The 13,750-nt window shown below is 71.8% G+C and carries 13 protein-coding genes; 6 read left to right on the forward strand and 7 right to left on the reverse strand.

The features are described 5' to 3' along the window. Nucleotides 1-79: 79 nt before the first annotated feature. The 4 genes from ABD269_RS34880 to ABD269_RS34895 all read left to right on the forward strand — a co-directional run bounded on the left by ABD269_RS34880 (nt 80) and on the right by ABD269_RS34895 (nt 4,974). The gene (locus ABD269_RS34880) at nt 80-2,299 is read left to right on the forward strand and encodes an NADP-dependent isocitrate dehydrogenase (protein WP_344124601.1); all 2,220 of its coding nucleotides are present in this window, start codon (nt 80-82) and stop codon (nt 2,297-2,299) included. A gap of 682 nt (nt 2,300-2,981) precedes the next feature. Next, nucleotides 2,982-3,638: a DUF6192 family protein gene (locus tag ABD269_RS34885; protein ID WP_344124603.1), complete on the forward strand. Its 657-nt coding sequence runs from the start codon at nt 2,982-2,984 to the stop codon at nt 3,636-3,638. Nucleotides 3,639-3,643: 5 nt separating this feature from the next. Beyond that, nucleotides 3,644-4,051, forward strand: coding sequence for a hypothetical protein (locus ABD269_RS34890; protein WP_344124605.1), 408 nt, complete (start codon nt 3,644-3,646; stop codon nt 4,049-4,051). Nucleotides 4,052-4,092: 41 nt separating this feature from the next. Continuing rightward, nucleotides 4,093-4,974 (forward strand): IS5 family transposase, encoded by an 882-nt coding sequence (locus ABD269_RS34895; protein ID WP_344124607.1) that lies wholly within the window; start codon nt 4,093-4,095, stop codon nt 4,972-4,974. An 85-nt stretch (nt 4,975-5,059) separates the two neighbouring features. Here ABD269_RS34895 and ABD269_RS34900 read toward each other — a convergent pair whose 3' ends face one another. The 6 genes from ABD269_RS34900 to ABD269_RS34925 form a co-directional block, all read right to left on the reverse strand. Then, entirely contained in the window at nt 5,060-5,668 is a 609-nt protein-coding gene (locus ABD269_RS34900) for an NADPH-dependent F420 reductase (protein WP_344124609.1), read from the reverse strand. A gap of 61 nt (nt 5,669-5,729) precedes the next feature. Then, complete coding sequence (locus tag ABD269_RS34905; RefSeq protein ID WP_344124612.1) at nt 5,730-6,062, reverse strand: MoaF-related domain-containing protein; 333 nt, start codon at nt 6,060-6,062, stop codon at nt 5,730-5,732. Nucleotides 6,063-6,392: 330 nt separating this feature from the next. Next, the gene (locus ABD269_RS34910) at nt 6,393-7,064 is read right to left on the reverse strand and encodes a response regulator (protein WP_116210803.1); all 672 of its coding nucleotides are present in this window, start codon (nt 7,062-7,064) and stop codon (nt 6,393-6,395) included. Next, entirely contained in the window at nt 7,061-8,356 is a 1,296-nt protein-coding gene (locus tag ABD269_RS34915) for a sensor histidine kinase (RefSeq protein WP_344124616.1), read from the reverse strand. Before ABD269_RS34915 ends, ABD269_RS34910 begins: the two co-directional genes overlap by 4 nt. Continuing rightward, entirely contained in the window at nt 8,353-9,552 is a 1,200-nt protein-coding gene (locus ABD269_RS34920; protein WP_344124618.1) for an acyltransferase family protein, read from the reverse strand. The genes ABD269_RS34915 and ABD269_RS34920 overlap by 4 nt, the downstream gene beginning before the upstream one ends. Then, a complete protein-coding gene (locus tag ABD269_RS34925; protein ID WP_344124620.1) occupies nt 9,545-10,513 on the reverse strand; it encodes an alpha/beta hydrolase in 969 nt (322 codons plus the stop codon). The genes ABD269_RS34920 and ABD269_RS34925 overlap by 8 nt, the downstream gene beginning before the upstream one ends. A 324-nt stretch (nt 10,514-10,837) precedes the next feature. Between ABD269_RS34925 and ABD269_RS34930 the strand changes: the two genes are divergently transcribed. Further along, entirely contained in the window at nt 10,838-12,061 is a 1,224-nt protein-coding gene (locus tag ABD269_RS34930; RefSeq protein WP_344124622.1) for a beta-ketoacyl-[acyl-carrier-protein] synthase family protein, read from the forward strand. A gap of 30 nt (nt 12,062-12,091) precedes the next feature. Here ABD269_RS34930 and ABD269_RS34935 read toward each other — a convergent pair whose 3' ends face one another. Further along, on the reverse strand, nt 12,092-12,547 hold the full coding sequence (locus ABD269_RS34935) for a carboxymuconolactone decarboxylase family protein (protein WP_344124624.1): 456 nt from the start codon (nt 12,545-12,547) through the stop codon (nt 12,092-12,094). Between the two features lie 84 nt (nt 12,548-12,631). Between ABD269_RS34935 and ABD269_RS34940 the strand changes: the two genes are divergently transcribed. Then, nucleotides 12,632-13,492: a sigma-70 family RNA polymerase sigma factor gene (locus ABD269_RS34940; RefSeq protein ID WP_301888762.1), complete on the forward strand. Its 861-nt coding sequence runs from the start codon at nt 12,632-12,634 to the stop codon at nt 13,490-13,492. Nucleotides 13,493-13,750: the final 258 nt, after the last annotated feature.

Raw genomic sequence — 13,750 nt, forward strand, 5'->3', positions numbered from 1 at the left:
GCGGTACCCCTGTCGAGAGGGGGCCGGTCACGAGATATCTTGATGTCGAGCAATGTTGCAGACGTGGAGCGGAGCACCGGTGACTGACTCGACCATCATCTATACGCACACCGACGAGGCCCCGGCCCTGGCGACGTATTCGTTCTTGCCCGTGGTCCAGGCGTACGCCTCGACGGCCGGTGTCACTGTGGAGACCCGTGACATCTCCCTGGCCGGGCGGATCATCTCCGGTTTCCCGGAGCGCCTGGAAGAGGGCCAGCGGATCGACGACGCCCTCGCCGAGCTCGGCGAGCTGGCCAAGACGCCCGGTGCCAACATCATCAAGCTGCCGAACATCTCGGCCTCGATCCCGCAGCTGAAGGCGGCCATCGCCGAGCTCCAGCAGCAGGGCTACGCGCTTCCGGACTACCCGGACGACCCGAAGACCGACGAGGACCGGGACGTCCGCGCGCGGTACGACAAGGTCAAGGGCAGCGCCGTCAACCCCGTGCTGCGCGAGGGCAACTCCGACCGCCGCGCCCCCGCCTCGGTCAAGAACTACGCCAAGACGCACCCGCACCGCATGGGCGCGTGGACGGCCGACTCGAAGACGAACGTCGCGACCATGGGCGCCGACGACTTCCGCTCCACCGAGAAGTCCGCGGTCGTCCCGGCGGACGGTTCGCTGCGCATCGAGCTGGCGGGCGCGGACGGCACCACCACCGTCCTGCGCGAGTCGGTCCCCGTCCTCGCGGGCGAGGTCGTGGACGCCTCCGTCATGCGCGTGGCCGCGCTGCGCACGTTCCTCGGCGAGCAGATCGCCCGCGCCAAGGCCGAGGGCGTGCTGTTCTCGGTGCACCTGAAGGCCACGATGATGAAGGTCTCCGACCCGATCGTCTTCGGCCACGTGGTGCGCGCCTTCTTCCCGAAGACGTTCGCGGCGTACGGCGAGACCCTCGCCGCGGCCGGCCTGAGCCCGAACGACGGCCTCGGCTCCATCCTGGCCGGTCTGGCCGCGCTGCCCGAGGGCGACGCGATCAAGGCGTCCTTCGAGGCCGAGATCGCCGAGGGCCCCGCCCTGGCGATGGTCGACTCCGACAAGGGCATCACCAACCTGCACGTCCCGAGCGACGTCATCGTCGACGCCTCCATGCCGGCGATGATCCGCACCTCCGGCCACATGTGGGGCCCGGACGGCCAGGAGGCCGACACCCTCGCCGTCCTCCCGGACAGCAGCTACTCCGGTGTCTACCAGGCCGTCATCGAGGACTGCCGCGCCAACGGCGCCTTCGACCCGTCGACCATGGGCTCGGTGCCCAACGTCGGTCTGATGGCGCAGAAGGCCGAGGAGTACGGCAGCCACGACAAGACCTTCGAGATCGCCGCCCCGGGCACGGTGCGGGTCGTCGACGCCGCGGGCGAGGTCGTGCTGGAGCAGCCGGTGGCCGCCGGCGACATCTTCCGCATGTGCCAGGCCAAGGACGCGCCGATCCAGGACTGGGTCAAGCTCGCCGTCACCCGCGCCCGCGCGACCGGCGCCCCGGCCGTGTTCTGGCTCGACGAGAACCGCGCGCACGACGCGAAGCTCATCGAGAAGGTCAAGACCTACCTCGCCGGGCACGACACCGAGGGCCTGCGGATCGAGATCATGTCGCCGGTCGAGGCGACCAAGTTCTCCCTGGAGCGCATCCGCCGGGGCGAGGACACGATCTCGGTCACCGGCAACGTGCTGCGTGACTACCTGACGGACCTGTTCCCGATCCTCGAGCTGGGCACGAGCGCGAAGATGCTCTCCGTCGTCCCGCTGATGAACGGCGGCGGCCTGTTCGAGACCGGTGCCGGCGGCTCCGCGCCCAAGCACGTCCAGCAGCTCGTCAAGGAGAACTACCTGCGCTGGGACAGCCTGGGCGAGTTCTTCGCCCTCGCGGCCAGCTTCGAGCACCTGGCGCAGACCACGGGCAACGCGCGCGCCCAGGTGCTCGCCGACACCCTGGACCGCGCGACGGCGACCTTCCTCGACGAGGACAAGTCGCCGAGCCGTCGCCTCGGTGGCATCGACAACCGCGGCAGCCACTTCTACCTGGCGCTGTACTGGGCGCAGGAGCTGGCGAAGCAGGCCGACGACGCGCAGCTCGCGGAGGCGTTCGCGGCGCTCGCCAAGACGCTGGCCGAGCAGGAGCGGACGATCGTCGACGAGCTCATCGCCGTGCAGGGGTCTCCTGCGGACATCGGTGGCTACTACCAGCCTTCGGCTTCCAAGGCTGCGGCGATCATGCGTCCGAGTGCCGCGTTCAACACGGCACTCGAGATCCTCGCCTGATCTCAGCCTCTCCTTCGTTCCGCCCCGGTCGGCCTCGCGCCGGCCGGGGCGGTTCTTTTTTCCTGGGGCTCCGCCCCAGACCCCGGAGCACGCTTCGCGCACTGTCCTCAAGCGCCGGACGGGCTGGATTGCGCACCCTTGGGGGTCTGGGGGCTCAGAAGCCGTCCAGCATCTACCGTGAGTGACGAGCTGGGGATGCTGTCTAATCCGGTTGCCAAGGGGTCGGAAGCGGGCGGGAATCCGTTGCCAGTTGACGGATCATGTGTCCGTTTCAGCTTTTTGCGGTCGTTGCTAGTGATCTGTGCCGATGGGCGCGGACGGTGCTGGTAGAGGCGGGACGGGGTTCCGTATCGACGGCGTGGCCGTGTCCTTGTCCTGCCGGTGGGTGGTGATCCGCTGTGGCTGTGATCGGGAACGTTGCCGCGAGCCGCTATCACGAACTGGTTGCGTCCTCGCTGCGGCAGGTCGAGGTTCACTCCGCCGCCCAGTGGGCTTTGGGTGATGCCGCGCTGGAGATCGAGCCGGTCCGCGGGTGGGGTGGCCACCTGCGGGTTGGTGACGACGGGCAGCGCGTTGAGGACTCCTTGAAGATCTTCGGGGAGGACGTGGGACTGTCGGCGGCGACCGTCCGGACATATCGGTGGGTGGCGGCGAAATGGCCGGCCGGGCGCCGGGTGGCGGGGTGTCCTGGGAAGTCCACAAGATCCTCGCCTCCGCCGACGACCCGTTCGAGGTGATCGCGCATCCGCCGCTGAACGAGCGGACGGGCCGCCGGGCGTGGGACGGGGACGCGGCGAAACGGGCGGTGGGGTGGAAGGCGTCGGTGCCGGTGACGGTCGAGGAGAAGGTCGAGGCGGTCACCGAGCTGGTGCGGGACGAGGCGGTGGCCTGCCGGGTCGCGGCCGACCTCCTCAAGCGCCGGGAGGTCGCGTTCGTAGCCATGCGGGACGGCGATGCCCGCTACATGGTGAACGAGGCGCAGTTCGAGCAGGCCGACAAGGACGACGAACTCGACGAGGAGTTCCGGGACGTCCTGGCGGCCGACGAGCACGGCGGCGGTGACGAGACGGAGCGGTTCGATGATCCGGCGACCGTCGTGCGCCACTGGCACCGCCAGATGGAGTTCGCCGATCTGATGGCGGTCTGCCAGGGCTTCATCGCGGGCGCGACGAGGCTGGTGCCGAAGCTGCGGGGGCAGGAGTTCACCGAGCGCCAGCACGGGCAGGTCGGGTCGGTCCTGGAGAAATTACGGGCGACGGCCGACTGGATCGAGACAGCCGTGGCGACGGGGCAGACGGACCTCGACGAGGCCCTCGCGGCATTGCTGCGGGGCGAGTAGTGGCCGTGCAGGCGCACCCCGCCCACGTCCACGGCGAGTCGGTGCGCAAAGCGCTGAGGGAGGCACGGCCGGCCGGGGCGAGCCTGGTCCAGCTGTGCCGTTCGACGGGACGGACCCCGTGCCAGGTCTGGGCGGGGATCAGGTTCCTGCGGAAGGTGGCGGTCAAAGAGGGGCTGCCGCCGGTGACGTACTCGAAGGCCGAGGGGTTCCAGCTCTCGGAGGACCCGGCGATCTGGGTCGCCTACGAGCGGGCGATCTTCGCGACCCAGCTGCACCGGATCGCCAACGTGATCGAACAGGTCCTCGCCCCGCACGCCCGCCGCCAGCCCTCGGACGAATGGGTGCGCCTGGCCCTGGAACAGCTCGGAGGGGCCAAGGCCACCTTCGAGGTCCTCACCCGCATGGAACGCTAGGACAGGGCGCTGACGTGCGAGAACACTGCTACCCCTCCGATATGAGCGATGCCGAGTGGGAGCTGATCAGGCCCCTGCTCCCGCCGCCGGCCGCCAGCCTGCCGACCGGCGGGCATCCGGAGGTCTACGCGCGGCGCGACGTCGTCGACGCCGTCCGGTACGTCAACCGGACGGGCTGTCAGTGGCGCGCGGTCCCCTCCGACTTCCCGCCCTGGCGGACGGTTTTCCGGTGGTTCAGCAAGTGGCACGCCACCGGGGTCACTGCCCGGATCTGCGCCGAGTTGCATGAACAGGTGCGGCTGCGGGAGGGCAAGAACCCGAGGTCGGTGACGGTGGTGGTCGACTCCCAGACCGTCAAGGCCGACGCCACCGTCCCCAGGGCGACGACCGGGTACGACGCGGGGAAGAAGACGACAGGCCGCAAGCGGCATCTGGCCGTGGACACGAGGGGTCTGCCGGTGATGATGATGGTCACCCCGGCCAGCGTCCACGACGCGCACGCGGCCCGCGACTTCCTCTTCCGCCTCCGCCTCGCCCACCCCGAGATCACCCTGGTCTGGGCCGACTCCGCCTACGGCGGCGAACTCGTCACCTGGGCGAAGGACCATCTCCGCCTCACCCTTAAAACCGTCAACCGGCCCAAGACCAAAGGCTTCGTCCTGTTACCGAAGAGGTGGGTGGTGGAGCGAAGTATTTCGTGGCTGATGAGATCCCGCCGGAACTGCCGCGACTACGAAAAACTCCCCCAGCACGCCGAGGCTCATCTCGCCTGGACCGTCATGGCTCTGATGACCCGCCGGCTGACGAAACCCGTGGCCGACTGGCGCGAACCCAAACCCCCGCCACCCCCACCGGCCCCGCCACTGCGGATCCGCCTCCGTCCCTGGACCGTCCGCCTCGCCCCCGCACCGCTGACCCGCTAGATGAGTGAGTCCGCAGGACAGTCGGCGACGTCAGTGAGAGGGCGAGTCAGGCTCATCAGCAGAACCACCAGTCACACGATCACTGTCAGAGGGCGATCAGCGCAGGACGGGGCCCGGCCAGTGGCCCGCCCGTCTCGAAGAGAGGGCCGCCTTCAGCGAGGGTGCCGGTGTCGACGGGCTGGAAACCGCAGCTGGTAGCCAGCTCGGCGACCATCCGCTTGGCCTGGACGTCGTCGCCCGCGAGCAGCACGACGCGGCGTCCGCCGTCCACGGCGGGGTCCTCGGCGAGGACCTGGGCCAGGTAGGTGTTGAAGCCTTTCACCAGGTGGGCGCCCGGCACGAGGGAGGCGACGATCTCGCTGGGCCGGCGGTCTCCGGTGTCGACGACCTCGATACCGCCGGGGGTGTCGCGCAGCGGGTTGACCGGGGTCAGGACGACCTTGCCCTCCCAGGAGGAGACGGAGGCCGCCGCGCTCTCCTTCTGGCTCCACTGCACGGCCAGGACGACCACGTCACCGAAGTCCGCGGCTTCCTGGGGCGTGCCGGCCGACGCGTTCTCGCCGAGCTCGCCCACGAGGGGAGCCAAGGTCTGCGGGTCATGGGAGTTCGCCAGCCTGACCTGGTGCCCGGCCCGGGTGAAATGCCGGGCCAGGGCCGTGCCGATGCGTCCGGCACCAATGATTCCGACCTTCATGCGTTCACCGTCGCACATAGGCCGGGGCGCCGCCTGTCGGCCCGCACCCCGGCAAGGGATGTCACCGTACGCGGGAGAGCTTGCCGGTCATGTGGAAGAACTTGGTGCCGTAGAGGATGTTGTCGTACACGCGGCGGGCGGTGAAGTCCTCCACCTGGGTGACGTACGCCCCGGTCTTCGGCTCGTGCCACGTGATGGCGTACTGGCAGGGCCGCAGCCGCGTGCTGGTGTACGTGATGTCCTGCGTGAGGCCCTGGAGCGTGCCGGGGCCCTTGGTCACCACGATGACCGCTTTCGACGTGGAATCGAACCTGATCGTCGCCACGAACGGGCCCGCGCCCAGAGGAGTGTCGACGCCGAAGTCCACCGCCCACGTCTGACCGATGGTGTCCATCTTCACGTCCCTGTACCCCGCCCCCCGCTCCTGACAGCCCCCGCCGCGATGCTGCGCAGAGGGCGGCCGCGCCTCCGCCGCCGTAGCACCACCGACCGAGGCGACCAGAGCGAGCGGCAGGGCAGCGCATGCCAGACGGGAAAGCTTCATCATGGGGCTCCTTCGACTGCCCTCCCGACCACGGAACCACGCTCCGGGCCGGCTATCCCCAGCAGTCCAGCACGCCCACCCACCACAAGCGACCCACACCACCCACCCAGGTGAACACCCAGGACCCTGTCCACAGCTGACCAGGCCGGACTACTCAGAGCGAGGATGCGGGACGGCTTCTCAGTAACCCGTCGGCCGTACCAGGCCCGATTCGTATGCGAAGACCGTCGCCTGCGTGCGGTCTCGCAGGCCCAGCTTGACCAAGATGCGGCTCACGTGGGTCTTCACCGTCTGTTCCGCCACTACCAAGCGCTCGGCGATCTCGCCGTTCGACAGGCCCTGGGCGACCAGGGACAGGACCTCGGTCTCGCGTTCCGTGAGGCCGCCGACGCGGTCCTTGAGCGGGGCGCGGGGCGTGCCGGTCATGCGGGAGAACTCGGCGATCAGGCGCTTGGTGATGTTCGGGGCGAGCAGGGCGTCCCCGGCGGCCACGACGCGTACGGCCTGGGCGAGTTCGGCGGCCGACGCGTCCTTCAGCAGGAACCCGGACGCGCCCGCGCGCAGCGCCTCGTAGACGTACTCGTCGAGGTCGAAGGTGGTCAGGACGAGGACCTTGACGGCCGCGCCGTCCGGGCCGGTGATGCGGCGGGTCGCCTCGATGCCGCCGAGGCCGGGCATCCGGATGTCCATCAGGACGACGTCGGGGGCGAGTTCGGCGACCTTGGCGACGGCGTCGAGGCCGTCCACGGCCTGCCCGACGACCTCGATGCCGGGTTCGGCGTTGAGCAGCACCGTGAAGCCCTGACGGACCATCATCTGGTCGTCGGCTATCAGGACGCGGATCGTGGTCATGCGGTGTCCTCAACGGGTTCGGCGGGGGGCTGTACGGGCAGCAGCGCGGTCACTTCGTAGCCGCCGTCGGGGGTGGCTCCGGTGGCCAGTTCGCCCCCCAGCATCGCAGTGCGCTCGCGCATGCCGAGCAGGCCCTGGCCTGCGCCCGGCGAGGGCGGGGCGGCGCTGCCCGGCGCGGTGTTGGTGACCCGTACCGTCAGCCCGGTCCTGCGGTATCCGATCTCCACCCGCACCGCCGACCCGGGCGCGTGCCGCATCGCGTTGCTGAGCGCCTCCTGCACGATGCGGAACGCCGACAGTTCGACGCCCGGCGACAGCGTGCGCGGTGTGCCGGCGGTCTCGGTGACGACCGTGAGCCCGGCGCCGCGGACGTTCGCGACCAGCTCGTCCAGCCGGTCGAGGGTGGGCTGGGGGGTGTGCCGCACGCCGTCCGCGAGGGCGTCCTCGGAGCGCAGCACGCCCAGTACGCGGCGGAGTTCGGTGAGCGCCTCGACCGCGTTCTCCCGGATTCCCGCGAGGTTCTCCTTGAGCTCCTCGGACGGGTTCTCGACCAGGTGCGGGGCGACCTGTGCCTGGATGGAGATGACCGACATGTGGTGGGCCACGACGTCGTGCAGCTCGCGGGCGATGCGGTTGCGCTCCTCCAGGAGCGTGCGCCGGGCCCGCTCTTCGGCGGTGAGCTCCTCCTGGACGACCAGCTCCGTACGGGCCACTTGGCGGCCGCGCAGCAGGGCGCCGACCAGCACGGCGATCGCGAGGGACGCGGCGGTCAGGCGCGGGTTGTCGGCGTAGCCGGTGAGGGTCGTCTCGCAGGCCAGGCCCGCCAGCACGCTGACGACCAGCATCTCGACCGCGACCCGGGGGCGGACCCGCAGCGCGGCCAGGAACAGCACCCCGGCCTGCACAGCGAGTCCGGGGCCCGCCCAGGGGGACAGCGTGTTGCCCATAGGGAAGACCGCGGGGGTCTCCGCGGACAGCGTGACCGTGATCATGACGACCGTCGACGCCCACCAGGCCGGGACCGGCCGGAACAGCGCGACGACGAGCGCCGCCGACTGGATCACGGCGAGCAGGGCCCCCACCGGGCCGCCCAGCCGGTAGTTGAAGGCGTAGAAGTTCACGCTCGGGATGGCGAGGAGCAGCGCGACCAGCACGAGGGGCACGACGATGGCGGGTCGCCAGTCGAGCCAGCGCGGCCGCCCGGCGCGGGGCGGCGGAGCGGCGTTCACCGGCCACAGGTCCTCGCGCAGCGTGCGCGGCGCGGCCTTCAGCGCTGCCGTCAGGCGCTTCATCGTGTCCCCCTCATTCCAAGATCAACCCTAGGCGGGCGCGGCGCTGCTCCTTCCCCCGCCCGCCGGGCGGGCCGGTTCGCGGCCCGCCCGCCCCCGCGCGGCCGCCCCTGTTCGTACGTGCGGAACGTCGCCCAGCAGATCAGCAGCGCCGCGCCGAACACCGGCAGCCATGCCAGGCGGGCGAGTATCCAGCCGGGGCCGTCGGGGAGGGTGTGCAGGCCGGGCAGGGCCCCGCCCGTGAGCAGGCCCGTCGCGGTGACCGCCATCATCGCCGTCTGGTGCCAGAGGAAGATCGTCATCGCGGAGAGGTTGACCAGCGCCACCGCCGCCCAGGCGGCGGGCCGCGCGAGTACCCGCCGCAGCGGGCCGAGGAGCAGCAGGGCCGCCCCGCACTGGGCGAGGCCGAAGGTGACGGCCGCGAGGGTGGGCGGGTTGAGGTTGGATATCGCGGCGCCGGGGACCCCGACCATGGCGGCGGGGTAGCCCGCGAACAGCACGAGCAGGGCCGTGGCGGACGCCCCGCCGAGCAGCAGCGTCCAGCCGGTGGCACGGCCGCTCGTACGGCCGCGCGCCCACGCGGCGCCCAGGCAGTACGGGACCAGCCAGCCCGCCGCTACATTGATCCAGCCGAGCGCGGCGGGCCCGTCCAGGCCGAAGCGGATCAGGTCGACGTGCAGCACGACGGCGAGCGGCCACAGCGGGTGCAGCTTCGCGACGAGCGGGGTCGCAGCCGTCAGCGCGGCGAAGACCAGGAGGAACCAGAGCGGGGAGAGCACCAGCTTGCCCAGGGTGTAAACGGTGTCCGGGCCCACCCCGGAGACGAGCATTCCGCCCACGGCCGCGGCCCACACCACCAGGAGGGCGGCGACCGGCCGGAACAGCCGGCCCAGCCGGGCGCGGAGCCACCGGCCGTACGTCTCGCCCCGGGCGGCGGCCGAGGCGTGGCTCTTCGCCGCCACCCGGCCGCCGACCAGGAAGAACACCGCGAGGGTCTGGACGAGCCAGGAGACCGGGGCCAGGCCGGGCATGAACTGGAGCGGGCTCGCGGCGCGCACCGTGCCGCTGTCGGCGACCAGGGCGGTCACCAGCCAGTGGCCGAGCACCACGCCGAGGATGGCGAAGGCGCGCAGGGCGTCGACGGCGCGGTCGCGGCCGGGCGGGGTGGCGGCGTCGATCCGCCGGACGAGGTCACGCATGACGGCCCTCCTCGGAAGGGAGTTCTCCGGAGACGATCCGGGCGATGTTCTTCAGGGCGGTGGAGCCGGGCTTGAGGTAGTCGCTGTGGCCGCCGTCGCCCGCCGCGAAGACCCGGGCGCCGAACTCCGGCGAGACCGGGTCCGTCCCGAAGCCGACCGTGGCGAACGGCAGGTCGAGCCGTACGTGCGGCACGTCGGCGATCCAGTCGTCGGCACCCCGGCCCGCCCAGACGACGGCCCGGGTGTGCAGCGCGGCGACGTCGTCGGCGCCGGTGCCGGGGCTGCCGAAGAGGACGATGTCCGCGACGCCCAGGCCGGGCGCGGCCCGCCCGCAGACCACCGAGCCGTAGGAGTGGCACAGGAGGGAGATCCGGGCGGCGGGCTTGAGCTCGCCCAACTGGCGTACGAACGCGCGCAGTTCACTCGCGGCGCCGTCGGCCCGGCCCGGTGTCAGCACCTCCGTGCTGATCGTGCCCGGCGTCTTGTAGCCGAGCCAGGCGACGACGGCGACCCGGGCGCCGAGCTCCTGCCGGAGCGCCGTGGCACCGGCCCGGAAGCGCTCGTACGTGTCGAGGTTGGTGTCCGAGCCCGGGACGAGGACGGCGATGCGGTCGGCCCGGGACAGGTCGCCGAAGACCTCGGCGGTGCGGCCGCCGTCGCGGCCGTCGAAGGAGAGGAAGTGGCGCGCCGGGTCCGCCATGGCGCGCAGCGCGGCGGCCCGCCGGTGGTCGCCGTGGCCGTCGGCCGCCCGCTCGGCCGCCTCGACGGCGTCCCGGGCGGCGGCGTACCGCTCGGCGAGCGCGACCGGGGTCGCGGCCCGGAGCGGGGCGAGGGCGGCGGGGGCCGGTGCCGGTACGGCGGCGGGGCGGGCCATGCCGGAGACCGGGACCGCCACCGAGGCGGCGACGAGCGCGGCGAGCAGGGCGCGGCGCAGGCGGCTGCGGTGGGGGCGGGGCGTCATGGCGGGAGGTTCCTTCCGTACCGGATGCCGGTCGTGCATCCGATAGGGAAGTTATGGATCAGGCCGTGTGGTCGGCGTCCCACCAGGGAGCCCACTTCCGCGTAGCTCCGGGGTATGACGGGTAGGGGGTCGCGGCCCGCGCGCCGGGCCGCACTCCCTCTTCCAGTGAATAGCCGAACCCCACAAGACCCGCGCGCCGGACTCCGTCGATCACCGCACCTGGGTCACCTCATCCGCCTTGGCAGAGTGGCCGGTGAGCCGATCTTCTCCCGTGGCGACTTCGCGCGAGGAGTTGTATCTCTACGACAAATGGGGGTTCAGCCAATGAGTGCTGACAGCAAGGACGTGGTGGTCACCGGTCTCGGGGCCACGACACCGCTCGGCGGGGACGTCGCCTCGACCTGGTCCGCGTTGCTGGCGGGCCGGTCGGGGATCGGCGCGATCGAGGAGGAGTGGGCGGCCGCCCTGCCGGTGCGGATCGCGGGCAGGCTCGCGGTCGAGCCGACCGAGGTGCTGGACCGGGTGCAGGCCCGCCGCATGGACCGCTGCGAACAGATCGCGCTGGTCGCCGCGCGCGAGGCGTGGGCGGACGCGGGGCGGCCGGACGTCGATCCGGAGCGGCTGGCCGTAGTGATCGGCACGGGCACCGGCGGCGCGCTCACCCTGCTCGGCCAGGACGACGTCCTGGAGGCGTCCGGGGTGCGGAAGGTGTCCCCGCACACCGTCCCGATGCTGATGGCGAACGGCCCCGCGGCCTGGGTCAGCATCGAGCTGGGGGCGCGCGGCGGCGCCCACACGCCGGTCAGTGCCTGCGCGTCCGGGGCCGAGGCGATCGCGATGGGCCTTGACCTGATCCGCCTCGGCCGGGCCGACGTGGTCGTCGCGGGCGGCACGGAGGCGTGCGTCCACCCGCTGCCGCTGGCCGGGTTCGCCCAGGCCAGGGCCCACTCGACGCGCAACGACGACCCGCAGCGGGCGTCACGGCCCTTCGACGTGGACCGGGACGGCTTCGTCATCGGCGAGGGGTCGGTCGTGGTCGTCCTGGAGCGCGCCGGGTTCGCCGCCGCCCGGGCCGCCCGCCGGCACGCCCGCCTCGCCGGAGCCGGTGTGACGTCGGACGCCCACCACATCACGGCCGCGCACCCCGAGGGTCAGGTGCGCGCCATGCGCAAGGCCCTGGCCGAGGCCGGTCTTTCGCCGCTGGCGATCGACCACGTGCACGCGCACGCGACGTCCACGCCCAAGGGCGACCTGGTCGAGGCGGAGTCGGTCGCCGAGGCCATCGGCCTCCACCCGGCCGTGACCGCGACCAAGTCCATGACCGGCCACCTCTTCGGCGCGGCCGGGGCGATGGGCGCGCTCGCCTCGATCCTCGCGGTCCGCGAAGGCGTGATCCCCGCGACGCAGAACCTCGACACCCTCGACCCGGCCGTCAAGCTCGACGTCGTCACCGGGCGGCCGAGGTACGGCGCGGTGACGGCGGCCCTGACGAACTCGTTCGGCTTCGGCGGCCACAACGCGTCACTCGTCTTCACGGCCGCTTCGTAACTCCCCCGGACCCTGTAGGGCGCGGGCCGGTCACCAGCCCGCGCCGGCCGGCTGCTTCGTGGTGACGTTGATGCGGTTGAAGAGGTTGGTCAGACCGATCCACAGGGTCAGGCCCGCGAGCTGCCGCTCGTCGTAGTGCTCGGCCGCCTCGGCCCAGATCTCGTCCGGCACCGGGTCCGGCCGGTCGCTGAGCCGGGTCACGCACTCGGCGAGGGCCAGCGCCGCGCGCTCGGCGTCGGTGAAATAGGGCGTGTCCCGCCAGGCCGCGACGGCGGCGAGCCGCTCGTCGCTCTCGCCCGCCTTCCTGGCGCTCTTCACTCCCCCGTCGACGCAGTAGCCACAGCCGTTGATCTGGCTGGCCCGGAGGTGGACGAGTTCGAGCGTCGCGTCGGGCACACCGCCCTTCTTCGCCGCCTTCATCACGCTGAGAACGGCGGGCAGGGCCTCGGGAATGATCACTGCGGGGTTCTGCAGTCGCGCTTCCATGGCGGTCTCCTCATCTGTCTCTGTCACATCGACGGGCTCCGATCCGTCACAGCACTGACGGATCGCGACGGGAGAATGTGACAGATGGACGACAAGAACGTGCTGGCGGAGCGATTCGAGGCGCACCGCAGCCACCTGCGCGCGGTGGCCTACCGGATGCTCGGCTCGCTGACCGAGGCCGACGACGCCGTGCAGGAGGCATGGCTGCGGCTCAGCCGCTCCGACAGCGACAGCGTCGAGAACCTCGGCGGCTGGCTGACCACCGTCGTCGGCCGGGTGTGCCTGGACATGCTGCGTTCGCGCAGCTCACGCGGCGAGGAGTCACTGGACGCGCGGGTGCCCGACCCCATCGTCGACAGCGTGGACGGCGTCGACCCCGAGCACCAGGCACTGCTCGCCGACTCCGTCGGCCTCGCGCTGCTGGTCGTCCTGGAGACGCTGGCGCCCGCGGAGCGGCTCGCGTTCGTGCTGCACGACATGTTCGCCGTGCCGTTCGACGAGATCGCCCCTATGGTCGGGCGCACCCCCGCGGCGGCGCGGCAGCTGGCCAGCCGGGCACGCCGCCGCGTGCAGGGGTCCGTGCCCACGCCCGACAGCGACCTCACCCGGCAGCGGCAGGTCGTGGACGCCTTCCTCACCGCGGCGCGCGGCGGCGACTTCGACGCGCTCGTCGCCGTGCTCGACCCGGCCGTCGTGCTCCGCGCGGACACGGGCGCGGGGGCCCCGCTCGAGGTACGCGGCGCCGCGGCCGTCGCCGGTCAGGCGCTCACCTTCCAGCGCATGGCCCGCTTCGCGCGGCCCGCGCTCGTGAACGGTTCCGTCGGGATCGTCACCGATGTGGACGGGCAGGCGATGGCGGTGCTCGGCTTCACGATCACGGATGGCAAGGTCACGACGATCGACATCTTGGCGGATGTGGAGCGACTCCGGGGGCTCGCCATGTAGGAGGGTGCGGTTCGCTTCCGGGTACGTTGCGCCTGCGGCGCCGGACGGGCTGGATTTCGCGGACCGTAACCAGCGAAATCAGCCCGTCCGGCGATTGAGGACAGCGCGCGGAGCGTGCTCCGGGGTCTGGGGCACGCGCCCCAGTTCGGGAAGGGGCGGGGCTGGGGAACAGAACCGTTCTCCCCGGCGCGTACGGGCGCTCACGCGCAGTGACCCGCACACCTCCCGGGTGTGAGCCCCCGCATAGGACCCACGTCA

This window comes from Streptomyces blastmyceticus, from assembly GCF_039521185.1.
In the GTDB taxonomy this organism is placed as follows: Bacteria; Actinomycetota; Actinomycetes; order Streptomycetales; family Streptomycetaceae; genus Streptomyces; species Streptomyces blastmyceticus.